20 protein-coding genes are annotated in these 23589 nt (G+C 71.3%); 9 read left to right on the top strand and 11 right to left on the bottom strand.

Features of this window, described 5'->3' with window-relative positions; translation table 11 throughout:
• Positions 1 to 47 precede the first annotated feature (47 nt).
• Together J2W45_RS11730 and J2W45_RS11725 are read right to left on the bottom strand one after the other, a co-directional pair.
• Entirely contained in the window at positions 48 to 2093 is a 2046-nt protein-coding gene (locus J2W45_RS11730; protein ID WP_310132027.1) for an acyltransferase family protein, read from the bottom strand.
• An 80-nt stretch (positions 2094 to 2173) separates the two neighbouring features.
• Positions 2174 to 2710, bottom strand: coding sequence for an MOSC domain-containing protein (locus J2W45_RS11725; protein ID WP_310132025.1), 537 nt, complete (start codon positions 2708 to 2710; stop codon positions 2174 to 2176).
• A gap of 290 nt (positions 2711 to 3000) precedes the next feature.
• Between J2W45_RS11725 and J2W45_RS11720 the strand changes: the two genes are divergently transcribed.
• Positions 3001 to 3324 (top strand): hypothetical protein, encoded by a 324-nt coding sequence (locus tag J2W45_RS11720; protein ID WP_310132022.1) that lies wholly within the window; start codon positions 3001 to 3003, stop codon positions 3322 to 3324.
• Here the strand turns inward: J2W45_RS11720 and ligD are convergent.
• The 3 genes from ligD to J2W45_RS11705 all read right to left on the bottom strand — a co-directional run bounded on the left by ligD (position 3297) and on the right by J2W45_RS11705 (position 6258).
• Positions 3297 to 4520, bottom strand: coding sequence for a non-homologous end-joining DNA ligase (ligD, locus tag J2W45_RS11715; protein WP_310132020.1), 1224 nt, complete (start codon positions 4518 to 4520; stop codon positions 3297 to 3299). The genes J2W45_RS11720 and ligD overlap by 28 nt on opposite strands.
• A gap of 83 nt (positions 4521 to 4603) precedes the next feature.
• Complete coding sequence (locus J2W45_RS11710; RefSeq protein WP_310132017.1) at positions 4604 to 4966, bottom strand: UBP-type zinc finger domain-containing protein; 363 nt, start codon at positions 4964 to 4966, stop codon at positions 4604 to 4606.
• Positions 4963 to 6258 (bottom strand): APC family permease, encoded by a 1296-nt coding sequence (locus J2W45_RS11705; protein ID WP_310132013.1) that lies wholly within the window; start codon positions 6256 to 6258, stop codon positions 4963 to 4965. The genes J2W45_RS11710 and J2W45_RS11705 overlap by 4 nt, the downstream gene beginning before the upstream one ends.
• Before the next feature lie 191 nt (positions 6259 to 6449).
• Here J2W45_RS11705 and J2W45_RS11700 point away from each other — a divergent pair, with 191 nt between their 5' ends.
• Positions 6450 to 6602 carry a hypothetical protein gene (locus tag J2W45_RS11700; RefSeq protein WP_310132009.1) on the top strand — a complete coding sequence of 51 codons (153 nt, stop codon included), beginning with the start codon at positions 6450 to 6452 and terminating at the stop codon, positions 6600 to 6602.
• Positions 6603 to 6685: 83 nt separating this feature from the next.
• Positions 6686 to 6823: a hypothetical protein gene (locus J2W45_RS11695; RefSeq protein WP_310132006.1), complete on the top strand. Its 138-nt coding sequence runs from the start codon at positions 6686 to 6688 to the stop codon at positions 6821 to 6823.
• Positions 6824 to 6953: 130 nt separating this feature from the next.
• Here J2W45_RS11695 and J2W45_RS11690 read toward each other — a convergent pair whose 3' ends face one another.
• On the bottom strand, positions 6954 to 7658 hold the full coding sequence (locus J2W45_RS11690) for an SDR family oxidoreductase (protein WP_310132003.1): 705 nt from the start codon (positions 7656 to 7658) through the stop codon (positions 6954 to 6956).
• An 18-nt stretch (positions 7659 to 7676) separates the two neighbouring features.
• A complete protein-coding gene (locus tag J2W45_RS11685; protein WP_310132000.1) occupies positions 7677 to 8900 on the bottom strand; it encodes an MFS transporter in 1224 nt (407 codons plus the stop codon).
• A gap of 78 nt (positions 8901 to 8978) precedes the next feature.
• Between J2W45_RS11685 and J2W45_RS11680 the strand changes: the two genes are divergently transcribed.
• Both J2W45_RS11680 and J2W45_RS11675 read left to right on the top strand, forming a co-directional pair.
• Entirely contained in the window at positions 8979 to 9854 is an 876-nt protein-coding gene (locus J2W45_RS11680; protein WP_310131997.1) for a LysR family transcriptional regulator, read from the top strand.
• Positions 9855 to 9928: 74 nt separating this feature from the next.
• Positions 9929 to 11263 carry a low temperature requirement protein A gene (locus J2W45_RS11675; protein WP_310131994.1) on the top strand — a complete coding sequence of 445 codons (1335 nt, stop codon included), beginning with the start codon at positions 9929 to 9931 and terminating at the stop codon, positions 11261 to 11263.
• On the opposite strand, the gene J2W45_RS11670 is transcribed toward J2W45_RS11675, so the two are convergent.
• Both J2W45_RS11670 and J2W45_RS11665 read right to left on the bottom strand, forming a co-directional pair.
• A complete protein-coding gene (locus tag J2W45_RS11670; protein WP_310131991.1) occupies positions 11235 to 12236 on the bottom strand; it encodes a TerC family protein in 1002 nt (333 codons plus the stop codon). The two genes, J2W45_RS11675 and J2W45_RS11670, sit on opposite strands and share 29 nt — an antisense overlap.
• Before the next feature lie 189 nt (positions 12237 to 12425).
• Positions 12426 to 13151, bottom strand: a complete 726-nt coding sequence (locus J2W45_RS11665) for an SDR family NAD(P)-dependent oxidoreductase (protein WP_310131989.1) — start codon at positions 13149 to 13151, stop codon at positions 12426 to 12428.
• A 90-nt stretch (positions 13152 to 13241) separates the two neighbouring features.
• On the opposite strand from J2W45_RS11665, the gene J2W45_RS11660 reads away from it, so the two are divergent.
• From J2W45_RS11660 to J2W45_RS11650, 3 genes are all read left to right on the top strand, one after another.
• Complete coding sequence (locus J2W45_RS11660; protein WP_310131987.1) at positions 13242 to 14150, top strand: LysM domain-containing protein; 909 nt, start codon at positions 13242 to 13244, stop codon at positions 14148 to 14150.
• 104 nt (positions 14151 to 14254) lie between these two features.
• The gene (locus tag J2W45_RS11655; protein ID WP_310131985.1) at positions 14255 to 14815 is read left to right on the top strand and encodes a VanZ family protein; all 561 of its coding nucleotides are present in this window, start codon (positions 14255 to 14257) and stop codon (positions 14813 to 14815) included.
• Positions 14816 to 14867: 52 nt separating this feature from the next.
• Positions 14868 to 17600, top strand: coding sequence for an Ig-like domain-containing protein (locus J2W45_RS11650; RefSeq protein WP_310131983.1), 2733 nt, complete (start codon positions 14868 to 14870; stop codon positions 17598 to 17600).
• 70 nt (positions 17601 to 17670) lie between these two features.
• Here J2W45_RS11650 and J2W45_RS11645 read toward each other — a convergent pair whose 3' ends face one another.
• Positions 17671 to 18345, bottom strand: a complete 675-nt coding sequence (locus tag J2W45_RS11645) for a GAP family protein (protein WP_310131981.1) — start codon at positions 18343 to 18345, stop codon at positions 17671 to 17673.
• 75 nt (positions 18346 to 18420) lie between these two features.
• A complete protein-coding gene (locus J2W45_RS11640) occupies positions 18421 to 19617 on the bottom strand; it encodes an alpha/beta fold hydrolase (RefSeq protein ID WP_310131979.1) in 1197 nt (398 codons plus the stop codon).
• A 201-nt stretch (positions 19618 to 19818) separates the two neighbouring features.
• Between J2W45_RS11640 and J2W45_RS11635 the strand changes: the two genes are divergently transcribed.
• Positions 19819 to 23589 (top strand): DUF7507 domain-containing protein, encoded by a 3771-nt coding sequence (locus J2W45_RS11635; RefSeq protein ID WP_310131977.1) that lies wholly within the window; start codon positions 19819 to 19821, stop codon positions 23587 to 23589.

The raw sequence follows: 23589 nt of genomic DNA, 5'->3' as shown, positions 1-23589 counted from the left end.
CGTCGTCGGGCGTGCGGCAAGAGACTCACGCCGTTGGTGGACCGTTCTCAATCATCGGTTGCACCGACGTGCTGGCGGTTGGCAGCGCGCTCGAGCAGCTCCTGAAAACTCGGGAGCGCCGCGGCGTTGCCCCACCCGGAGACGTGATCGGTGTCCACGAAGAGAGGATGGCCGTCATCGTCGTACTGACCGCACCTGTCGTGGGAATGGGGGCACAGAGCATCGAAGACGTCCCAGACCATCACCTCCGGCACTTCTCCCCGCACGGCGCCGATGTTCTGGGTGGCCGGAAGGCCGAGCTTCACTTCTTCGCTGCGCGCCATCGTCGCGGGGAGCCGACAGGCCTTGTTCGCACCGAACCACCAGTCGTCGCACATGTAGGGCGAGTGGGCGAAGAGGGGCTCTGGATTATTGAGGATCACCCTGATTCCGGCATGCGTCAGCCGTGCTGCGATGGGCGTGAACTGTTGAAGTGCCTCCTCGCGCTCCTTCGCGTTCGCCGCAGTCTGAGGAAGGTAGGTCGGCTCGAGCACGCCATTGTCCGCCAGCCGCGGCGAGCGCAGGCCGAGGAACAGGACGACGTCCCCACGCCGGGCGGAGTCGACGGCGTTGCGAATCGGGTCGCACCGGCCGTCGGAGGGCACCGGCGTCAGCAGCGTGTATCCGCAGCCGGAGCGGCTGGCGATCTCGATCGGCATGTCGAGTCTGCGGGCGGCAGTCGTGAGCATGGCCCGATAGGCGTTGGCGTGCGAATCTCCGACCACGATCAATCGCGCCGTTCCCCCAGTCTCCTTCTGCGAGGGTGCTGTATCGGCCCCGAGGTCCGCGCTCGCCCATGCGGCCCGCGCTGTCACCGAGAGGGAGATCGGCGAGTCGCGAAGGAAGCCGTCGTGGCGCCAGCCGACGGCCACGATGAGGGCGAGCGTCGCGGTAACGGCCGTCAGCCCGACCACCAGCTCGCGACGCCGCAGCGGTCGCAGGGCCATGCGTCCACGGAGGATTGGACGTTCCACGACGTAATACGACAGCGCGGCGAACCCGACCGAGACGGCGATCGCGCACGCCACGCCGACCGGCCCCGGATGCCCGAGCAGCCAGACCCAGATCACGATCACCGGCCAGTGCCACAGATACAGCGAGTACGAGACACGGCCCACCCAGCTCATCGGACGCGCCTCCAGCCAGCGTCCGGGTGCGGACCATCCGCTTGTCGCCGGAGCGAACCAGATGAGGATCACGGTCGCCGCAACCGGAAGGAGCGCGGCGGGGAAGGGGCTGTCATGACCGCCCAGGCCGACCATCGCCGCGACGATCGCCGCAGAGGCGACCCAGGCCATGGCGCGGCGGACCCCAGCGCCAGGGAAGCTGCGCGACGCCCATCCGACAGCCTGAAACGCCAGGGCGCCGGCGGCCAATTCCCAGAACCGCGTGGGGAGGAGGTAGAACGACGCCTCGGGCGCCGCCCGCCACATCCAGATGGCGGCCACCAGGGAGAGTGCGGCGAGCAGGCCGAGCAGTACCTGCCCCCGAAAGCGCCCACGCCTGGAGTGACGTGCGACGACGAGCCAGAGGATGAGAGGGAAGACGAGGTAGAACTGCTCCTCGACCCCGAGCGACCAGGTGTGAAGGAATGGATTGAACGCCGTCGTCGCGTCGAAATAGTCCCCCTGCTGACTCCCGAGCAGCACCATATTGGACACTCCGACAGACGCCCCGATTCCCGTCCAGAGAATCGTTCCGGACGAATACCCGCGCGGCTCGAAGAGCGCGAACAGCACCCCCACAACGAGCAGCATCGCCAGCAGGGCCGGTGCGATGCGCCACAACCGTCGGCTGTAGAAGGCCAGTAGCCACGTCCTCATGCGCCCGGGTTCGTCTCTGTGTGCCGCGGTCAGGGAACGGCTGATGACGTACCCGCTGATGACGAAGAAGACGTCGACCCCGAGGAAGCCGCCCGAAAGACCGGGAACGCCGAAATGGTAGAGGATGACCGCGATCACTGCGATTGCTCGGAGTCCATCGATGTGAGAGAGCCGCTGGGACGGCGAAGGGCTGTTGAGTCCCTGCTCCGTGCGCAGCCGAGCCGTCTTCATCGAGCTTCCCTCATCTTTTGAGAGTACTCGGACCACTGACGCCCCGGTCTACCCCCCTTTCCGGGGATACTCCGAGCTGGTCACACCGGCGCCAGCGCCTCCCGCTCGCCGTCCGGCAGCTCGACCCCGATCGCGTCGCCCGGCCGCACCACCCCTCCGCTGAGCACGACCCCCATCACACCCGCCCGGCGGACTGTCGCGCCGTCGGCATCCGTCCCGACCACCTGCTTCAGCAGTCCCGGCTGGAAGCGGTCGATCTGCACGCACGGGTTGCGCAGGCCCGTCACTTCGACGACGGCCTCGTCGCCGAGACGGAGGCGCGCGCCGCGGGGAAGGCCAAGCAGGTCGATGCCCTCGGTGGTGACGTTCTCGCCGAGCTGACCGGGCTCGACGTCGGGCGTGACCTCGTCGAAGAGCTCCGCCTGGATGAGGTGCACCTGCCTGAGGTTCGGCTGCGTCGGGTCGCGGCGCACCCGGGACCGGTGCTGCACGGTGGCGCCGAAGTGCGCATCCCCCTCGACGCCCAGACCGGTGATCAGGGTGATGGATGGGCGCGGCTGCTTCGAGAAGCGGTGCTCGTCGTCGCGGTTCACCGAGGTCACGCGTGCGTCCGTCATGCCACCATCGTGTCGCACGCCGGGGCGCGCATCCACCCCTGGCCGGGCGCGTTGCGCGAGTCGCCCGATCGGTGCCGCACAGCGCATCCCGGCGTCGGCAAGGAGGGCCGCGCACTCACCCCCCCCGGTTCCGTGCACGGCCCTCGCGCCGCCCCGCGGGCGAAGCCTCGGCCCCCGGGTCCGGATGCGCGGTCACCGGCTCCCCTTTTCGCCGTGCTGATCCGCGCTCCTATAGGGGAATGTCCGATACCGGCAGAATGGTTCCATTCGGGTCGGCGGACGGGGGAGAAATGACGCAGGGGAACCGACCGGACGCGTCCGGGCGCCGCTCGCGGTCGTCCGCCGTCGCCGCCGTGCTCTTCGCTCTCGGCATCGCGTGCGCGATCGTCTCCGCGATCCTGTTCGCCGTCCCGCGTACGGTGACGAGTTTCGGCTGGTACGCCTACGCCCCGCTGAGCTCGTCGTACTTCGCGCCCTCCGGTGTGGATGCCGCCCTCCAATGGGCGCTCGGTCTCGCGGCGGCATCGCTCATCCTGGTGGCCGGCACAGTGGGTTGGTGGCTCGGCCGCCGCTCACGAACGAACGCTCAGCCGCGTCCCGCCCACGGGTCGTAGTCGGCCAGCAGCGGGCCCTGCTCCGGGCGGTCGGCCTCCGGGATGTGCTGCAGGTTGATCCGCACGCGGTACCAGAGCGAGCTGGAGCCGCGCATCCCGTCGACGAGCTCGTCCGCGGGATGCAGCTGCGCGGCGGCGTCCGGATGCTCCGCCTTCCAGCGGTCGAGCGCCTCCATCGCCTCGGGCTTCGTCTTGGTGCGCGCGACCTCGATGAGCGGCATCTGCGAGACGCGGCGGCCCGCGCCGTCACCGCCCCGCGGCGGCTTCTCGGCGGGGCCGAGCTGTCGCGTCAGGTCGAGCAGCGCATTCAAGGAGCCGGCGGCGTCGTCGAGCCCGGCGTGCGGGTCGCCGCGCTCGGCGAAGCGCTGCAGCACGGTCGGAACGGTGAACTCCTCGGGGCGCCGTGAGCGGACCTCGTCCCAGTCCAGCGGGGTGGAGACGCGTGCGTCCGGCAGCGCCCGGATGGAGTACGCGGAGGCGACCGTGCGGTCTTTCGCGTTCTGGTTGAAGTCGACGAAGACGCTCTCGCCGCGCTCCTCCTTCCACCAGCGCGTGGTCGCGAGCCCCGGGGCGCGGTTCTCGACTTCGCGCGCGAGCGTCTCGGCGGCCAGGCGCACGTCGGCGAAGCTCCAGCGCGGCTCGATGCGGACCAGGATGTGCAGCCCGCGCGACCCGCTCGTCTTCGGCCAGCCGACCAGTCCGGTGTCCTCGAGCACGTCGCGCGCGATGAAGGCGACGTCGATGATCTGCGACCAGTCGACCCCGGGCATCGGGTCGAGGTCGACGCGCAGCTCGTCGGGATGGTCAAGGTCCTCCGCGCGCACGGGATGCGGGTTGAGGTCGAGGCAGCCGAGGTTGGAGACCCACGCCAGCCCGGCGGCGTTGCGCACGACGGCCTCCTCGGCCGAGGTGCCGCGGGCGTAGTGCAGGGTGGCGGTGTCGATGTAGGCGGGATGCCCCTCCGGCACGCGCTTCTGGAAGAACGGCTCCTGCGTCAGCCCTTTGACGTAGCGCTTGAGCACCATGGGCCGACCGCCCGCGCCGCGCAGCGCGCCGTCCGCCACGGACACGTAGTACCGGGCCAGGTCGAGCTTGGTCAGCCCGGGCTCCGGGAACACGACCTTGTCCGGGCTGGAGATGCGCACCTGCTCGCCGTCGACCTCCAGGAAGGTCTCCGACTTCGACGACGGGCTCATGCCGCCACGCTAACCGGGAAGCGGGTCGCGGAACAGGCCCCGATCAGGATGCGGTGCCGCGTCAGCGCCGTCAGCCGCGAGCGTCAGCCGCGCTCCTCGAGCCTGCGCTCCCAGTCGCGCGGTACGCGGTCCGCCGGTCCCGGCACGGACTGGGTGCTCGGATGGCTCTCCGGGGGAGCGAGCCGCGGGCCGTCGACGAAAGCTTGGGTGCGGTAGTCGTAGAACCAGTCCTCGCCGGGCTCGAAGCTCTGGATGATCGGATGCCCGGTGCTCTGCGCGTGCTTCGTCGCATGCGTGTTCAGCGAGTCGTCGCAGCATCCGACGTGCCCGCACTCGGCGCAGCGGCGCAGGTGCAGCCACCAGCTGCCGGTCTCGCCGCACTCCTCACACCCGGTGCCGGACGGGGCCGCCGCCGGGTCGATCCCGTCGATGCGCGCCGTGCTCATGGCATCCCTCCGCTCTTCTCGCTGCGTCTGTCTCGCGCGGCCATCGCCCGTAGACGCACGAAACGGTAGCCGATCCCGGCGGCGACGACCAGCACCCCGGCCAGGATGGACGTCGGCGGCAGAGTCGCGACCAGCACCGCGCAGCCGATCGCCCCCGCGACGGCGAGGAGGCGCGGGTACCGCCTATGGGGGCGGTCCTGGGTCCAGGCGGAGGCGTTGGCGACCAGGTAGTAGAGCAGCACGCCGAACGACGAGAACCCGATCGCGCCGCGCAGGTCGGTCGTCAGGACGAGAACGCAGACGATCAGGCCGAGCAGGAGCTCCGCCCGGTACGGCACGCGGAAGCGCGGATGCACGGCCGACAGCCACCCGGGGAGGTCGCGGTTGCGGGCCATCGCCAGCGTCGTCCGTCCGATTCCCGCGATCATCGCCAGCAGTGCGCCGAGCGCGGCGGTGGCGGCGCCGATCCGGATGACGACGCCCGGCCACGCCGCACCGCTGGTGGCCGCGACAGTGTCGAGCGGCGCCGGTGACGCGGCCAGCCCCGCCGGCCCAAGTGCGTGCAGGGCCGACACCGCGACGAGGGCGTAGACCACCAGCACCGCCGCGAGGGCGGTCGTGATCGCGCGCGGGATGGTGCGCGCCGGATCCACCACCTCCTCGCCCATCGTCGCCACCCGGGCGTACCCGGCGAAGGCGAAGAACAGGAATCCGGCCGACTGCAGGACCCCGTACAGCGTGACCTCGGGACCCGGCAGCGCGGCGCTCGCCGCGGTGTGCCCGAAGCCGATCGTGATGGCGACCGCCAGAGCGATGAGGGAGACGACGACGAGGACGCGCGTCAGCAGCGCGGTGCGCGTCACCCCGAGCGTGTTCACGACGGTGAGCGCCGCGACGGCCAGCACGGCCACCGGCTTCACCCACGGACCGGGCACCGCGTAGCTCGCGAAGGTCAGCGCCATCGCCGCCGAGCTCGCCGTCTTGCCGACGACGAACGACCAGCCCGCGACGAAGCCGGTCCACTCGCCGAGGCGCTCGCGACCGTAGACGTACGTTCCGCCGGAGGTCGGATACTGCGCGGCCAGCTGCGCCGACGAGGTCGCGTTGCAGAACGCGACGAAGCCCGCGATCACCAGCCCGACCAGCAGCGCGGCCCCGGCTGCTGCGGCGGCCGGCGCGAAGGCGGCGAAGACCCCGGCGCCGATCATCGAGCCGAGGCCGATCGCGATGGCGTCGCCGAGCCCCAGCCGGCGCGCGAGCGACCCGGCCGGAGGGGTGGATGCGCTGCTCACCGGATCCCGACCGTCCTCTCGCCTCTGCGGATGCGGCGTCAGTCTAGGGCGCGCGGGTGACGCACCGGGCACCGGAATGTCACGGGTCGCTGTCGCGTATCCTGTCAAGCCCTCGCACCCGCTGGGCCGCCGACGGAGACTCGTATCGAGCCCGCACGGTCGCGGGCGGTACGACATCGCAGGAGCCGACCATGAGCAGCATCCGCCGCATCGCCCTCCCGGGCGCCACCGACACCACCCCGACGAACCCGCTCGACCTCTGGGGCCGCCGCGTCGCCATCGCGATCGCGGTCCTGGTGGGGCTCCCGACCCTCATTGCGGGGATGGTGGCGCTGATCTCCTGACCCGTCCCGTGGATGCGGTGCATGGACCTCCCGGGCGCGGAGGGGTACCGTCGCGCGGTCAGCACCGAACGGAAGGACGACGCATGAGCGACGAGAACAAGCGACCGGACGCGGACGAGCTGCCCGACGGCTCCGGCTCCGACGGAAGCTCCCCCGAGCCCGGCGAGGACACCGTCTCGGGCGGCGGCCCCGACGAGCACAAGGACACGGACGGCAAGTAGCCGCTCCGCGCCTCCCCCCTCCGCCGAAGTGCACGTTGTTGCGGGCGACACGCCGCGCGGGTGCGCAACGACGTGCACCTCGGCGAAACGGAGCGGGGCGCCCGGCGCCCGGCGAGCGCCGCGCCGCGCGTCAGCGCCGGTGGAACGGGCGCACGCTCAGCGACTCGACCGTGCCGGCGGGCGGCATGTCGACCGCGAGACGCACGGTCGCGGCCACCATCTCGGGCGTGATCGTGTAGGCGGTGTCGTAGTCGTGGCCCTCCCGGGCGACGAGCGCGCGCTGCATGTCGGTGTCCACGCGCCCGGGGTGGATGCTCGTGACGCGCACGCCGCTGGGCCGCTCCTCCTCGCGCAGGGCGTCGGTCAGAGCGCGCAGCGCGAACTTCGAACCCGCGTAGACCCCGCCTCCCGGCCCGCTCGTCAGTCCGGAGCCGCTGTTGATCGCGACCACGAGCCCCTTCGCCGCGCGCAGTGCGGGAAGCGCGACGCGCGTCAGCGCCGCGACCGCGAAGACGTTCACCTCGAAGACGTGACGCCAGGTCTCGGCGTCCGTCTCCGCGATCGTCCCGCCGTCCTCGACGCCCGCCGAGTGCACGAGCACGTCGAGGCGGTCGGGAAGGGACGGCAGGGATGCGCCGCTCGGGTCCGCGGTCAGGTCGGCGACGAAGGGCTCAGCTGACGGCAACTCGGCGACGACCGCCTCGACCGCGGCCGCATCCCGCCCGCCGACGAGGACGTGGTGCGTGCGTCCCAGATCGACCGCGATCGCGCGGCCGATGCCGCGCGACGCTCCGGTGACGAGGGCGATGGGTCGGTCAGAGGGTGCAGCGGCCATACACCGACCCTATGCGTCTCACGCCCGCCGCATCATCCGCAGCCCTGCCGGCACCGACAGCACCGCGATCGCCGCGACGAACACGACCAGCACCGGCACCAGCGGCCACAGGATGAGCGCGACCCCGACCAGCAGCACCGGGAGCGCCAGGCCGATGTATGCGATCAGGAAGATCGCGGCGAGCACCTCGCCGCGGCGCTCCGGCGCGGCCAGCGATGCGGCGACCGCGATCGACGACCGGAACTGCAGCCCGACACCGGCGCCGGCCAGCACGCCGCTGACGATGAACACCGCGAGGGATGCGGCGAGCACGCCCACAGCGAGCCCGGCCAGGCCGACCAGCATGAGCACGAGCGCCAGCACGAGCTGGGTCCGCGTGCTGACCCGCGCGAACACGATCTGCGAGACGGCGGAGGCGGCGAACACGGCGAACGGTACGGCGCCGGCGAGCAGGTGCGACGTCTGGTGCAGGGTCCCGGCGAGGACGCTCGGCGCGAGCGAGGTGAACAGGCCGAAGACCGCGAACCCGGCGAACGCTGCGACAGCGGCCGCCGAGAAGGCGCCGCGCGCCTCCGCGGGCAGCGAGATGCGCTGCGGCCGGTACGCCGGGCGCTCCTCGGCCCGCTCGACTGTCTCGGGTACGAGTGCGACGGCGACCGCCGCGACGGCGAGCAGCACGAGGAACACCGCGTAGGGGAGCAGCAGCGGCGCGGGTAGGAACTGCGCGAACGCGCCGCCGATCAGCGGACCGAGGGCCAGGCCGCCGGTGTTCACGGCGGTGGACACCGTCCCCGCGAGCCGCGGTCCCTCCTCGGGGCGCGCGACGGCGCGCAGCTCGGACAGGTGTGCGGTCGCGCTGGCGGTCAGCGCGCCGACGCCGATCCCGGACAGCGTCCGGGCGACGATCAGGCCGGCCACGTCGTTCCAGACCAGGAAGAGCGCCGCGGACACGATCTCGATGAGCACCGCGATGAGCACCATGCGGCGGCGGCCGGCGAAGTCGCTCAGGTGGCCGATCAGGAAGAGGCTGGCGATGACGCCGACCGCGTAGGCGGCGAAGATGACGGTCACCACCCAGGTCGGGAAGCCGTCGCGCACCTGGTAGAGGGCGTACAGCGGAGTCGGGATGGTCGAGAACGCCATCACTGCGAGGAAGGCGGCGGCGATCACCCAGAAGCCGGCTCCGTGACGGAGGCGGAACGGCCGGCGGCCGATGGCGAGGGATTCGATCGTGGTGGTCATGAGTCGAATATGCTCCTCGTCCAGCATCGAGTCCAACGGAAATAGACGATGCTGAGCATCGACGGATACGATGCACGAGTGGACACGCGCCAGCTCGAATACGTCGTCGCCATCGCGGACGAGCGCAGCTTCACCCGCGCCGCCGAGCGGGTCTTCGCGGCCCAGTCCACCGTCTCCGCCGGCATCCGCGGCCTGGAGCGCGAGCTCGGCGCTCCGCTGTTCGAGCGCGACGCGCACGGAGTCCGGCTCACCGACGTCGGAGAGGCGGTGGTGGCCGAAGCCCGGGCGACGCTGCAGTCGGTCGAGCGGATGCGCGAGCTGGCCGACCGGCAGGGCCCGCTGCGGGGCACCGTCCGCGTGGGCATCTTCACGAACCTGACGACGATCGACCTCCCCGGCGTGATGGGCGAGTTCCATCGGCGCCACCCCGAGGTCGACCTGCGGCTCGGCCCGTCCCCGAGCGGTTCGACCGGTCTCGTCGAGGACGTGCGCCAGGGCCGCCTCGACATCGCCTTCCACGGCCTCCCCGATCCGGTCTCCGACCTCCTGACGCATCCGCTCGCCGACTCGCCGTACGTCGTTGTGCTGCCGGAGGCGCATCCCCTCGCCCGCAAGCGGTCGGTGTCGCTCGCCGACCTCGCCGATGAGACCTGGGTGGATGCGCGCAGCGGCTTCGGCAACCGGGTCACCCTCGACCGCGCCCTCGCGGCGCGCGGCCTGACGCGCCGGGTGCCGACCGAGCTGTCCGACCTGGGCGAGATCCCGCGGTTCGTCGCCGCGGGTCTCGGCGTCGCCGCGCTCCCCGAGCTGACTGTGATCCCCGCGCCCGGCGCAGTGGTGCGTGCTCTGCGCGAACCGGTCGCATGGCGGCTGAGCGCGATCGCGCGCCGACGGCCCGGCCGGGCGGCGGAGGCGATGCTCGCCCTGCTGGAGGAGCGGATATCCGGGCTCTGAGCAGCCGGAGGCCCGCACCGCTTCCCGCAGGGTGGCCGGATGAGCCAGACTCGTCGCCGAGGGGCAGGTGGACGATGACCGACTTCGCGGACGAATTACGGCACGAGCTGCGGCACCGGATCCGGCCGATGCCGGGCCGCGACCCGCGCGAGCGCGGCCGGACCACGACCCCGCTGGAGCTGCTCTACGACCTGACCTACGTGGTCGCGTTCGCCGCCGCCTCCGACCAGCTGGCCGAGCAGCTCGGCCACGGGGACATCTGGCCCGCGATCGGCGCCTACATCTTCGCCGTGTGGGCGGTCAGCTGGGCGTGGCTCAACTTCACCTGGTTCACGTCGGCCTACGGCAACGACGACGCGCTGCTCCGGCTGGCGACCATCGTGCAGATGATCGGCGTTCTGGTGCTGACCTACGGCCTGCCGGTGAGCTTCGAGCGGGCGGCGCACGGCGAGAGCCCCAACAACCTGCTCATGGTGATCGGCTACATCATCATGCGCGTGCCGCAGATCGCCCTCTGGCTGAGGGCCGCTCGCGAGGACCCGGAGCACCGGCGCAACGCGCTCTCGTACGTCGTCATCATCTCCGTCGTGCAGGTCTGCTGGCTGCTGAGCGCGATCGTGCCGTTGCCCACCGCGGTCACCGTCTGGCTGCTGGTCGCACTGGCCCTCTTCGAGATGGTCGCCCCGGCCGTCGCCGCCCGCTGGTACGGCTATTCGCCCTGGAACGCCGGGCACCTCGCCGAGCGTTTCGCACTCCTCACGATCATCACCATCGGCGAGGTCATCGCCGGCACCACTGCCGCGGTCGGCGTGCTCACCCAGGAGAGCGGCTGGTCGCCGGAGGCGGTGCTGATCGCGGCCTCCGGGCTCGTGACGGCCGCCTGCGTCTGGTGGACGTACTTCCTGGTCCCGTCGAGGCTGGTGCTCGAACGGCTGCGGGAGCGCGCCTACGGCTGGCGGTACGCCCACCTGCCGCTGTTCGGGTCGATCGCCGCCATCGGCGCCGGCCTCCACCTGACGACGATCGCGATGGAGAGCGGCGGCGTCTCGCTGCTCGGGATCGCCCTGGCTCTCGCCGTCCCGCTCGCGATCACGATCGTCCTGATCTTCGGCACCTGGAGCGTGCTGCTCCACTCGCTCGATCTCACCCACATCCCGCTGCTGCTGGTCACCTTGACCCCGCTCGCCGCCGCCGTCATCTTCGGCGCGGTGACGCATCCCGGCCAGTCGATCGACCTCGACCGGCCGGGCGAGCTGACCGCTCTGAGCATCGTCATCGGCCTGGTCGCGCTGGGCGCCGTGATCGAGGTCGTCGGCCACGAGCTGGTCGGCTACGGGCACACCCTCCGCGCGTGGAAGCGCGACCCCGAGGCGTCTCGGCTCAACGCTGCGCAGCCTCGCCCGTCGTGACCTCGGCCGGGCGCTCGTTGCGCGTCTTGCGCAGGCTGGCGATCGCGGCGACGGCGATGGTCGCGCCGATGAAGACCAGCGAGAACCAGACCGGGATCTCGGGGATCCACTCCACCGGCCGTCCGCCGTTGATGAACGGCAGCTCGTTGACGTGCAGCGCGTGGAAGACCAGCTTCACGCCGATGAAACCGAGGATGACGGCCAGCCCCTGCGAGAGGTAGACCAGCCGCTCGAGCAGGCCGCCGATCAGGAAGAACAGCTGCCGCAGTCCCATCAGGGCGAACGCGTTGGCGGTGAAGACGATGTACGCCTCGCTGGTCAGGCCGTAGATCGCGGGGATGGAGTCCACGGCGAAGACGACGTCGATCAGGCTGATGGCGATGATCGTGAGGAGCATCGGCGTGACGAAGCGACGGCCGTCCTTCTTCACCGTCAGACGGTCGCGGTGATACTCCTCGGTGACCGGAAGGTGGCGGCGGATGAAGCGCATCGCCCGGTTGTCGGACGGGTCGGAGTCGTGCGCGCCGAACGCCTGCCGCCAGGCCAGCACCAGCAGCAGGGCGCCGAACAGGTAGAACACCCACGAGTAGCTCTCGATCAGGGTGGCGCCGACCGCGATGAACGCGCCGCGCAGCACCAGCGCGATGATGATGCCGATCATCAGCACCTTCTGCTGGTACGCCTTCGGCACGGCGAACGCGGTCATCAGCAGCAGGAAGACGAACAGGTTGTCGACCGACAGTACCTTCTCGGTCAGGTAGCCGGCGAAGTACTGTCCGCCGAAGTCCCACCCGGAGACCAGGCCGATGCCCACGCCGAACAGCAGCGCGAGACCGATGTAGAAGGCGGACCAGCGCGCGGACTCGCCGATGGTGGGCTCGTGCGGCTTGCGCACGTGCGCGAAGAACTCGTAGACGAAGAAGGCGATCGTCACCGCGATGGTGATGATCCAGATGAGCGGGGTGACCTGCACCGGGACTCCAAGGGGTAGGCGTAGCGATTCGCCAAGGTCTCCTCCGCCCCGCGCCGTTGCGGCGTCAGGACCAGCGGCCCGGGATGCGGTGGCGCATCCGTATTGACGGGCTCGCTGCGTGCGGGAGTACTCCCCTTGTTATGTCTATCTTATCGGGACGGATCCTGAGGAAGTCCTCAGAAATCGTCGCTACCGGAGGCTCAGCCCCGTGTGCTGCGCCAGTGCATCCACGAGCCGGTCCTGGAACGCCTCGTCGAGCGCTGCGGGATGCGGCCGCTGCGGCCGCTGGTGGTGCCAGTAGGCGGAGGTGCGCGTCGCCGGGTCCTCGCCTTCGGCGAGCCAGACCTGGGTGCGGTGGCCGAGCTCCAGGTCGTCCGGGGCGTGCGCGCCGCCCATCCGGGTCGGAACCCAGCCGGGATCGACGGCGTTGCTGAAGACGCCGGGTCGGTAGCGGGGGAGCGCCGCCGCCAGGGCGGTGACCATCAGCTTGGTGTCGGAGTAGGTCGCCGTCCTCCGTTCGCCCGACCAGTCGAGTCCGTCGAGCCGCGGGTGCCCACCCCGGTGCATGCCGCTGCTGAGGAACACGACGCGCTCCGCCGGCACCAGCGCCGTCAGAACGTACGGCGCCACCACGTTGACCGGCAGCAGGTCGCGCCCATCGACGACGCCCGCGTTGTGGATCACCGCGTCCACTCCACCGGCCGAGCGCACCTTCTCGGCGAGTGCGCGCACCTGCTCGTCGTCCGCGAGCTCTGCGGCGAGGATGCTGCCGCGGTCGCCGAGCACGGCCCGCAGGTCGTCTGCCCGGTCGAGGCTCCGGACGTGGCCGACCACCGTGTGGCCGTCTTCGACCAGCTCGCGGGCGGCTCCGAACCCCAGTCCGCTGCCCGCGCCCGTCACCAGCACCCGCGCCATGCCGCCTCCTCCGTGTCGAGCACACCATACGCCGGGCCGGCGGCGAAACGGGGCGCACGACCTGTTAGCATCCCGGGTGGGGGGGGAACCATGGTTCACAGGAGAGCGTTCCGGCGGCTCATGCTGCGAACGGTCGCGACGGCCGCGCTCGTCGCGGCGACCGCGGGGTTGAGTGGATGCGCGCTGTTCGGCGGCGACGCGAAGGCGGTGTCTGCGCCGCACCGGACGCCGCACACCTCCGGGACGGCGACCACGCCTCCTCGCAGCACTCCCGGCGTCGGGATCCTGACCGGGTCGCCGACCCCGACGGCCACCCCGACAGCGCCTCCCCCGCCCGCCCCCACGCTGACGCAGGTGCCGGCCGGCACGGTCGTCGCCCAGGGCAGCGTCGCCTCGCCGAAGGGCAGCATCCACTACCGCTACCGCGTCGTGTCCACCGGCGACGGGATGTACAGCGTCGAGTACTCGGGCTTCACGTCGACGGTGCCGGTGCCGGTCTCGGCCACGTTCCTCGAGACACCTCCCAGCGTCGGCGACGGGCTCACCTATCACGGCATCGGCGACCACGCGCTGGGCGGACCGACGACCGCCGCGGCGCCGCAGACCTCCGCGGTGCTGGGCAAGAAGCCCTCCTACCTCACGACGCTCGTCACCTACTCCTCCGTCGCATCGGAGGACGGGGTGCCGGTCGAGCTCGGGCCGAACAAGGTGCTCGCGGTCAACAAGGTGTCGTGGTCGATCCCGCCGCGCCAGTCCAACGTCCACCCGGTGGACGGCGGACCGCTCGTCGGCGCGCGCGGCGCGGTGACGGAGACCACGGCGAGCGGCGCGCCAGCGCGCTACGTCGTCGCGGTCGGCGACACCACGGAGAAGGTCGCGCAGCGGTTCGGCATCCCGGTCTCGTACCTGGTCTGGCTGAACGCCGACCGACAGGTGTTCGACGCGCAGCAACAGCTGTATTCGTCGGTCACGCTGAATCTGAACCCCGACGACCTCTGAGCCGGCGGCCTCTCAGGCGGCGGCTGCGCAGGTACACCTTGCGACGGAGCCGTTCGCTACCTGCGGCCGATCCGTCGCTCCGCCCGGATGCCTAGCGTCGAAGGATGACCGCATCCGTCTCCGTCCACCGCCCGCGCACCGCGTCCGGGCCGCTGCCGGTCGCGCTGTTCGCCGCGTACCTCGTGCTGCTGGTCTGGGCGGTGCTGTGGAAGTTCCACACGCCCGACTTCGGCGGGGAGGGCGTGCGCGCCGTCAAGCTCGTCCCCTTCGTCGCGGGCGAGGGCTTCGGCCAGAACCGGCCGTCCGAGATGCTGGCGAACGTCCTGCTGTTCGTGCCGTTCGGCGTCTACCTCGGCGTGCTCGCGCCGCGCTGGCGGGCGCTCCGCGTCGCCGCCGTCGCGGCACTGGCGAGTTGTGCGCTGGAGGCCGCCCAGTACGTGCTGGCGGTGGGCAGCTCGGACGTCACGGATGTGATCCTCAACACGGTCGGCGCCGTCAGCGGGCTACTCGCTCTCACCGTCGCACGGCGGATGTCGGGTGGACGGGCGGTGCCGGTCATCCTGTGGACCTGCTCGATCGCGACCGTTCTCGCGGCGCTCTGGGGCGCCTCCCTGCTCGGCGGACCGCTGCATCCGCTGCCCCCGATGCCCGCGGTCGGGCGGTAGGCGGCCGCCGCCCGATCTAGAGCTTTCGCCGCCAGGGGACCATACTGCGAGCATGCGCGGGCAGGGGGTCGGGAAGCTGGTCAGCGCGTTCACGGCGCTCGCCGTCGGAGCGCTCCTCGCCCTGGGCGCCGGCGCGGCTCCGGCATCGGCGTCGTTCGCGACGCAGTGCGGAGCTCCGACGCGGGTGCTGGACGCGGGCGCCTCGTCCGTCTCCCTCGCCGCGGGCGAGACGGTGCTCCTCGCCTCCGGAACGTTCGCGGGAGGGGTGGATGCTCTGCCGTCCGGAGCGACCCTGTGCGTCGGGGCGGGCGCCGTCCTCCGTCCCTCCTACGTCAACAACGCATCGGGCGCGCTGGTCGTCGCGCCCGGCGCGCTCGCGGCCTTCCCGTCCATCGCCGTCGGCACGGGCTTCGCCCTCGGCGTCGAGGGCACCGTCGAGTTCGCCGGGCTGAACGTCAACGGCGCATCCACGTTCACGGTCGCCGGCGGCGGATCGCTGACGATCGCGGGAGGCTTCGCGCCCTCCGCGGGAACGTTCGACAACGCGGGGACGATGACCATCTCGGGTCCGCTGAGCCTGAACAGCGGCGCCCGCATCGAGAACTCCAACGACCTGAGGATCGTCGGCGACGCGAACCTCAACGGCCGCTTGCAGAACACGGGCAACGTGGAGATCGCCGGATCGCTGACCGTGAACGGCGGCGGGATGTTCGCCAACGACTGCCGCGTCCGCACGACCGGGGCGCTGTCGAACAACTCCGCGACGTCCGCGAACGCGGGGATCGTCATCACGGGAGGGGTGTTCACCAACAACGGCACCTGGCGGCAGTCGGTGGAGGGCCTGCTCTCGTCCACCGGTCTCACCGACGACGGCGAGGTGAGTGGATTCGGCTCGTACCGGTTCGCCGGACCGACCAGCGTGCAGGGCCGGTTCACCGGCGACTCGCCCGGCACTCCCATCCAGGTGCAGACCCAGGCGCCCGCGGGCAGCATCTTCGACGTGCAGACGGGCGTCGTCGCCAACGTCGTCCGGGTCGCTGCCACCCGCGCGGCCACCCTCGACGCGCCCCTGTCGGGATGCACCGTCAACGCCGTGCCGTTCGCCGACCTCTCCGTCTCGAAGTCGGGTCCGGCGACCGTGCTGCAGAACGGGGACGTGACGTACACGCTCGTCGTGGCGAACGCCGGCCCCGACGACGCCGAGGGCGTGGTGCTGACCGACACGCTGCCCGCCGGGGTCACCGGCGTGGTGGATGCGGGAGGCGGCACGGTCGCGGGCGGAACGATCAGCTGGGCCATCGGCACGCTGGCGCCGGGAGCCTCCACCGCCCGGACGTTCACCGTCTCCCAGGCGGCCGCGGTCGGAACGGTGCTCCATGACGTCGCCTCCGCGATCTCGGACATCGACGACCCCGACCCGTCGAACAGCGACGGGTCGAGCGCGGACAGCCAGGCGGACACCACCGTGGTCGGGGTCGCGCCGCCGCCCAATTCGCCGCCCGTCGCTCAGCCGCTGACCCGTCCCGGGTTCACCGCCGAGCTGCTCTTCGGCCGGGTGAGCGCCACCGACCCGGACACCGGACAGAAGCTGACGTACACGATCACGACTCCGCCCGTCCACGGCCGGGCGCTCATGGTCGCCGGCGGCGGCTTCGGCTACCGCTCGGCGGACGACTTCACCGGTGACGACAGCTTCATCTACACGGTCTGCGACGACGGGACGCCGGTGCTCTGCGACACGGCCACCGTCTCCCTGCCGATCAGCCCGATCGCGGTCGACGACTCCGCCGAGACCTCCGCGGGCGCGCCGGTCGTCATCCCAATCTCGGCCAACGACTCGCTGGGCGCCGCCCTCAGCCCGGCGCTCACGACCCCGCCGTCGAACGGCACGGCCACTGTGGATGCCGTCGCCGGAACGATCAGGTACACGCCCGTCGGCGGCTTCACCGGCCAGGATGCCTTCCAGTACCGCATCTGCTCGCCGACGAACCCGTCCCTCTGCGCCACCGCCACGGTGACCGTCACAGTGCGGCCCCTGAACAACCCGCCCGTCGTCGAGTCCCTCCAACTGACGACGACGGTCGCGACGCCCGTGACCCGCGCCATCCGGGCCACCGATCCCGACCCGGGCCAGACGCTCGCGTTCGCCCGCGGCATCCCTCCCCGCACCGGAACGGCGACGGTGTCCGCCGACCAGACGACGTATCTCCCGCGCACCGTCTTCGCGGGCACCGACCAGTACTCCGTGATCGTCTGCGACGACGGCGTGCCCGTACTGTGCGCGACCGGGCTGGTCGACGTCGACATCTACCCGGTGGCGAACCCGGACAGCGCGACGACGCCCGCCGGAACCGCGGTGAGCATCCCCGTCACGGACAACGACCAGGGCACCGTGGGGCCGCCGACCGTCGCGACGCCACCGGCGCACGGCACGGCGACCGCGAACGGACCGTCCATCGTCTACACGCCCGAACCCGGCTTCTCCGGCAGCGATGCGTTCACCTACACGATCTGCGCCTCCATCGCACCGACGCTGTGCGACACGACGACGGTCACCGTGCAGGTCACGGCTGGAACGGTCGGGCCGCCCGACGGTCCCGGCGGCGGCTCGGGCAGCGCGGCGGCGGGAGGACCGGACGGCGACCTCGCGGCGACCGGCGGCCGCGCCCCTGACGTGCCGGCCGTCTGGCTGGGGCTGGCGGCGATCGCGGCCGGTGCGCTCGTCCTCAGGATCGGGCGCCGTGATCGGCGCTCGGGAACCTTCACTAACGCGCCTCGTAAGTAAAGGTTAGGCCGCAACCTTTACTAACGCGCCTCGTAAGTAAAGGTTAGGCCGCAACCTTCACTATCCCGGTTCAGAACCGCCCGATGCCCTTGCCGATCAGCACGACGCCGATCACCAGGAGCAGGACGGACATGATGGTGGCGTTGTTGTGCACGAGCCAGGTGCGCAGGGCTTCGAGCGGCCGGGCCATCCGCGAGGAGGCGGCCAGGTACGCGATGACGGGCACGGCGACGGTGGACGCGGCGATGACGGTGTAGACGATCACGGCGACGACGGCCTCCCCTGCGTTCTGCGCGTCGGATCCGATCGCGACGCCGGCCGCGACGCCCATCAGGAGGTTCTTCGGGTTGAGGGCGGAGAGGAGGAACCCGAGCACGAGCGCCCGGACCGCGGTCATCGTGTCGATGGCGGCCATCCACTTCGGCAGGGCCGGCTCGGCGCCCGCTGCGGGACGCGACCGCCACTGCCGCACCGCGAGCACGAGCAGCAGCAGGCCCAGGATGATCGTGATCGTCCCCACGACAGGCTTCGACTGCTCGGCGTCGTCGCCGTGCGGGATGACCGTGGAGAGCAGGGTGAAGAGGACCACCGCCACGACGATCCCGAGCACCCAGCCGAGGAGGAAGCCGAGGCTGGTGCCGCGGGCCTTCGGCGACAGCAGCATCAGGATGGCCGCGATGATCGGGATGGGGCTGATCGCGACACCGAGCGCGAGGGGGAGGATGTCTCCGATGACGGGTCCCATGCTGATCCTGCTCTCTGGTTGCGCTAGGGCCCCAGCCTCGGGCACCATCCGCGGTTCGTAATAGACACCGGCATTTCAGCCTTTCGCCGCGTCCCGCAGGAACCCGAGCACGGCCGGAAGCGCGCGGTCGGCGATCGTCGCGTGCGTCGCGCCTGGGACTTCGTGGTAGGTGACGGCGGTCCCGAGCTGCCGCTCATGATCGACGAAGGCGGCCGTCGACTCCGGCCGGACGAGGGTGTCGTCGAGACCCTGAGCCACGAGCAGGGGCACCGGCAGTCGCGCACTCCCGGGCGTGTTCTGGCGCAGGAGAGTGGCCCATGGTTCGGTGGTCTCCGGGTCGCCCGTCACGAAGCGGCCGATCAACGGCTTCGCCACCGCGTGGAGGGCGTCGTTCTGGGTGATCAGGCAGAAGCCGTTGATCGTCGGCAGCGCCGCGACGGCGGCCGGGGTGAGGATGGTGCCGACGTCGGCGCCGTAGACCTGCGCGTACGCCGCGAAGGCGTAGGAGCCGATACTGACGCCGGAGAGGTCGCCGATGTCCGCGCGGAGCAGTGACGCCAGGTCCGCGGCGGGGGCGGCGACCGCGACGCCGCGCAGGTCGAGCTCCGGGGCGTATTGCTTCCACAGCTCGGTGGCGAACAGGACCGCCTGCCCGCCCTGCGAGTGCCCCCACAGCAGCAGGCGGTCGCTCGCATCGGTGCCGAGCACGTTGCGGGCGGCGCGGGCCGCGTCCAGGACGTTGCGGCCCTCGGTCGCGCCGACCAGGTACGAGTCGGGGCCCGGCACGCCCATCCCGGTGTAGTCCGTGGCCACCACGGCGTATCCCTGAGCGAGCAGGTCGGGCAGCCCCTCCATCCAGAAGTACGGGTCGACGGATCGTGACGGTGCGCACTTCTCGGCGCTTCCGGTCGTCGGGTGCCCCCACGAGACGATGGTGCGGCCGCCGAGGGGCGCCGCGCCGTCCGGGACGACGAGCATGCCGCTGTTGAGCACCGTCCGCCCGTCAAGCTCGGTGGAGCGGAACAGGATGCGCCATGCGGTCGAGCCCTCGGGCGCACCCGGCGTGATCTCGGCTCGGACAACTGTGCCGGGCGTTCCGGTCGCGCTCGGCGGGTCATCGTAGAACCTGCCGGTGTAGGGCCGGGCCAGCAGATCCTCTTCGACGCGGGGAGCCTGCGAGCAGCCGGTCAGCACGCTCGCGACCAGGGCGAAGGCCAGAGCGGCAGCGCCGACGCGTGCCCCCTTGCCCATCCCACGCCACCGACCCCGCATGCGGCCATCTTCCCGCACGTGGGCCGGAGATGGCACCGACGCCACCGTGGCACAGCCCGGACGTGATTTCACCCCGGCTTCACCCCGCTGGGCCATCGCTCTGCACGCCCGGTGCCCGCTAGCGTTCTCTCAGTCCGCGCCTCGCAGTGGAGCGCTGCCCCGCGCCCGGAGGACGATGCCGGCGGGTGTGAGGAGCAGTACGTGAAGCGACGTCGGATGGTGGCCTCCAGCGCGGGACGGGTGCGCCGTTCCCTGTCGGGTCTGCTGGCAGTCGTCCTCGTGGCGGCCGGGCTGGTTCTCGGCGCCTCGACGCTCGCAGCGTCGCCGGCTGCCGCCGCCTCCAGCGGGTGCGGATACGCGAACTCGTCGGCCGGCAACGGCAAGTACGCATCCACCGTCTGCTGGTTCGACTTCACCCCGTTCGATCAGACCGCGGCACGCCAGCCGGCCGGCCAGCAACTCCAGATCGCGCTCGATGGCGGCCTCGTCGCGAACTTCACCGTGAAGGTCACCGACGTGCCCAACAAGGTGCCGATGAGCTTCGAGAAGCGGTCGACACCGCTGGAGACGCGCTTCGCGTTCGGCACGGACGCGTACCGCGGCATCCCCGGTCTGAACGCGCTGTACAGCCTCGGCTCGCCGGCGGGCAGCAAGGCCGCCACCATCACCTTCGACGACATCCGGGTCACCGACGCGCTCGGGCAGCCCGTCGCCGGGTATTCGTTCGTCGCCGCAGACGCCGAGGACAACGTGGCGGGGGAGAGCTTCGCCTGGAATTCGGACAAGCCGCTGAAGGAGATCGAGCGGCTCGCTCCGAATGGTGGATGGGGATGCAAGAACCCGATCGGGTTGGCCACCACCTCCGTCTCCTGCGCAGGGACGGGCGCCGGCGGCACCACGACCGCGGGCGGCAAGTCGACGGCGCTGCTCGTCGCGGCCGACTCGCCGACCTCCTTCGCCACGACGTGGACGACGAGTGCTCGCTCCGCGATCGCGATCGGGGTGCAGACGGCCAAGCTCACCGTCGTCAAGCAGGTGAACGGCCGTATCGCTCCGGTCGACGCCTTCACGGTGACGGCGACCAACTCGTCCGGCGTCGTCGTCGGGCAGGCAAGCACGGGCACCTCCGGCACCGCCACGACGGGCGCACTCGTGGTCCCCCCCGGCAGCACGTACATGGTCGGTGAGGCCGCAGCCGCCGGATCGCCCGCGAACCTCGCTAACTACAGCCCGTCGTGGGCGTGCGTGAACAACGCTCCCGCCAGCCCGACCGTGCTGCCCTCCGGCCCGGGGCTGACGCAGAGCGTGGTCCCGGCCGCGGGCGACGACATCGTCTGCACCGTCACCAACACGGCGAAGAACACCGGCATCTCGCTGCAGAAGGTCGCCGCGCCGCCGGTCGACGTTAACGGCAACGGGATCACCGATGCGGGCGACAGGATCGCGTACTCGTTCACGATCACGGACATCGGTCAGACGGACATCGACACCGTCGCGGTCTCCGACGCCAAGGTCGGCGCTGTCGCCTGCCCCTCGGGCACGGTCGCTCCCACGGCTGCAGTCACGTGCACGGCCGCGGCCCCGTACGTGATCACGGCGGGGGATGTGACGGCCGCCGCCGTCGTCAACACGGCGACCGCCACCGCTCATCCGTCCGGTTCCACCGCGGTGCTGACCTCGAACACGTCCTCCACCAGCACCCCGACGACAGCGCCGGCGCCCGCCCTGACCCTCACCAAGTCCGCGACGCCGTCGTCGGCGGCTGCGTACGTCGTCGGGCAGCAGATCACCTACAGCTTCGTCGTGCGCAACACCGGGAACGTACCGGTCGGCGGCATCGCGATCGACGACAGCGGATTCAGTGGAACGGGGACGTTCGGCGCTCTGGACTGCCCGACGGGATTCGGGACACTCTCCCCGAACACGGAGGCCACCTGCACGGCGACCTACACGCTCACCCAGGCGGATGTCGACGCGGGCCACGTGACCAACTCGGCCACGGCGACCGGCGTGCCGAACGGTGGCCCGCCCACGATCACCACGACGCCGTCCACAGCGACCATCCCGGTCGCCCCCGCCGCCGGCGTCAGCCTGACCAAGCGGGCGACACCGAGCACCGCGACGTTGCCCGGCGACGTGATCACGTACGAGTTCGACGTGACCAACACCGGGAACGTGACGCTCAGCGCTGCGGCCGTCACGGAGACCGCGTTCTCGGGCACCGGACCACGACCGGCGCCCACCTGCCCGGCCGGTTCGTTCATCCCCGGCCAGACCGTGACCTGCACCGCTGCGTACACCCTCACGCAGGCCGACGTGAACGCGGGGACGCTCACGAACACGGCCACCGCCTCCGCCGTCGCGCCGGGTGTCGGCACACCGGTGTCGGCCCCGTCGACGGCGACCGTCTCCATCCCCTCCGCTGCCTCGCTCGATCTCGTGAAGACGGCCGCCGTCGCGGGTTCCGGCGTAGCCGGTGACGTCGTCACCTACTCGTTCCAGGTCACCAACACCGGAAATGTCACTGTCACCGGTGTCGCGGTCCAGGAGACGGCGTTCAGCGGGACCGGCACGCTCAGCGCCATCGTGTGCCCGGCCTCAACGCTGGACGCAGGGGAGGCGACCACGTGCACCGCGACGTACCCGCTGACCCAGGCAGACGTGAACAGCGGAGGCCTGACCAACACGGCGACCGCGAGCGCCACGCCGGTCGGTACGCCGACGCCCATCGTGTCGCTCCCGTCCCAAGCGCTCGTCACCACGGCCTCGAACGCGGGCATCTCCCTGCAGAAGTCGGCCACTCCCGCGAGCGCCACTTCGGCAGGGACGGCGATCACCTATTCGTTCCTCGTCACGAACACCGGGACGGTCGACCTCGCCAACCCGGCCATCGACGAGACGGTGTTCACAGGCACAGGTTCGGCTCCGACCGTGACCTGTCCGCCGGTGCTCTTCCACCCGCAGGAGTCCGCCACGTGCACCGCGTCCTACGCCCTGACGCAGGCGGACGTCGACGGAGGCTCGATCGTGAACACCGCGACCGCCACCGCCACGGCTCCCGCGGGCATGACCGCACCCGTGTCGACGCCGTCCTCCGCGACGGTCGCGATCCCGGCCGCGCCGGCCCTGACGCTGGTGAAGTCCGCGTCCCCGAGCGGTTCCGCCGACTTCACGGCCGGCCAAGTGGTCACCTACTCGTTCGTCGTGACCAACACCGGGAACGTGACGCTCACGGACGTCGGCGTCGTCGAGGGCGCCTTCACCGGAAGCGGTGCCCTGCCCGCGCCGGCCTGCCCCGCCGGCGCCGGTTCGCTGGCGCCCGGGCAGCAGCTGGTCTGCACGACCGACTACACCCTGACGCAGGACGACGTGGATGCCGGGTCCGTGACGAACGCCGCCACGGCGACAGCGCGCCCGGCGGGAAGCGCGACCCCGCGCACGTCGCCGAGCTCGTCTGTCACCATGCCGCAGCTGGCGAAGCCGGCTCTGACTCTGGTCAAGAAGACGTCGACGACGGCGATCACGACCGCCGGACAGGTCGTCGATTACAGCTTCACGATCACCAACATCGGCAATACGACGCTCAGCGGGCTGACCGTGATCGAAGGCTCGTTCAGCGGCGCGGGGAAGGTCTCCCCACCGGATTGCCCGACGGCGTCGACCCCGTTGGCGCCGGGACAGATCACGGTCTGCACCGCGTCCTACACGGTTCAGCCGAGTGACCTCACGGGTAAGCCGCTCGTGAACACCGCGACCGCGTCCGCCATCGACCCGGGTGGCGCGCCGGTGGCCTCCGGCCCGTCGACGGCGCGTGTCGTCGACGTGCGCGACGTGCCGTCGGCCACCGGTCCGACGGGCGCCGGGCTCGCCTCCACCGGACTCGCGATGGGGGGCACGGCCGTCGCCGGGGCGGCGCTCCTCCTGGCCGGCTTCGCGCTCCTCGCCGCTCGCCGCCGGCGCAGGGCGGCGTAA

Origin of the sequence: Leifsonia shinshuensis (assembly GCF_031456835.1) — a bacterium.
GTDB classification, from domain to species: Bacteria; Actinomycetota; Actinomycetes; order Actinomycetales; family Microbacteriaceae; genus Leifsonia; species Leifsonia shinshuensis_C.
This window is presented reverse-complemented; position numbering and strand designations above follow the sequence as displayed.

What these genes read in the sequence shown, in the direction of transcription:
- J2W45_RS11730 (WP_310132027.1), bottom strand. Translation starts at nt 2,093, where the DNA reads ATGAAGACGGCTCGGCTGCGCACGGAGCAGGGACTCAACAGCCCTTCG.
- J2W45_RS11725 (WP_310132025.1), bottom strand. Translation starts at nt 2,710, where the DNA reads ATGACGGACGCACGCGTGACCTCGGTGAACCGCGACGACGAGCACCGC.
- J2W45_RS11720 (WP_310132022.1), top strand. Translation starts at nt 3,001, where the DNA reads ATGACGCAGGGGAACCGACCGGACGCGTCCGGGCGCCGCTCGCGGTCG.
- ligD (WP_310132020.1), bottom strand. Translation starts at nt 4,520, where the DNA reads ATGAGCCCGTCGTCGAAGTCGGAGACCTTCCTGGAGGTCGACGGCGAG.
- J2W45_RS11710 (WP_310132017.1), bottom strand. Translation starts at nt 4,966, where the DNA reads ATGAGCACGGCGCGCATCGACGGGATCGACCCGGCGGCGGCCCCGTCC.
- J2W45_RS11700 (WP_310132009.1), top strand. Translation starts at nt 6,450, where the DNA reads ATGAGCAGCATCCGCCGCATCGCCCTCCCGGGCGCCACCGACACCACC.
- J2W45_RS11695 (WP_310132006.1), top strand. Translation starts at nt 6,686, where the DNA reads ATGAGCGACGAGAACAAGCGACCGGACGCGGACGAGCTGCCCGACGGC.
- J2W45_RS11690 (WP_310132003.1), bottom strand. Translation starts at nt 7,658, where the DNA reads ATGGCCGCTGCACCCTCTGACCGACCCATCGCCCTCGTCACCGGAGCG.
- J2W45_RS11685 (WP_310132000.1), bottom strand. Translation starts at nt 8,900, where the DNA reads ATGACCACCACGATCGAATCCCTCGCCATCGGCCGCCGGCCGTTCCGC.
- J2W45_RS11675 (WP_310131994.1), top strand. Translation starts at nt 9,929, where the DNA reads ATGACCGACTTCGCGGACGAATTACGGCACGAGCTGCGGCACCGGATC.
- J2W45_RS11665 (WP_310131989.1), bottom strand. Translation starts at nt 13,151, where the DNA reads ATGGCGCGGGTGCTGGTGACGGGCGCGGGCAGCGGACTGGGGTTCGGA.
- J2W45_RS11660 (WP_310131987.1), top strand. Translation starts at nt 13,242, where the DNA reads ATGGTTCACAGGAGAGCGTTCCGGCGGCTCATGCTGCGAACGGTCGCG.
- J2W45_RS11655 (WP_310131985.1), top strand. Translation starts at nt 14,255, where the DNA reads ATGACCGCATCCGTCTCCGTCCACCGCCCGCGCACCGCGTCCGGGCCG.
- J2W45_RS11650 (WP_310131983.1), top strand. Translation starts at nt 14,868, where the DNA reads ATGCGCGGGCAGGGGGTCGGGAAGCTGGTCAGCGCGTTCACGGCGCTC.
- J2W45_RS11645 (WP_310131981.1), bottom strand. Translation starts at nt 18,345, where the DNA reads ATGGGACCCGTCATCGGAGACATCCTCCCCCTCGCGCTCGGTGTCGCG.
- J2W45_RS11640 (WP_310131979.1), bottom strand. Translation starts at nt 19,617, where the DNA reads ATGCGGGGTCGGTGGCGTGGGATGGGCAAGGGGGCACGCGTCGGCGCT.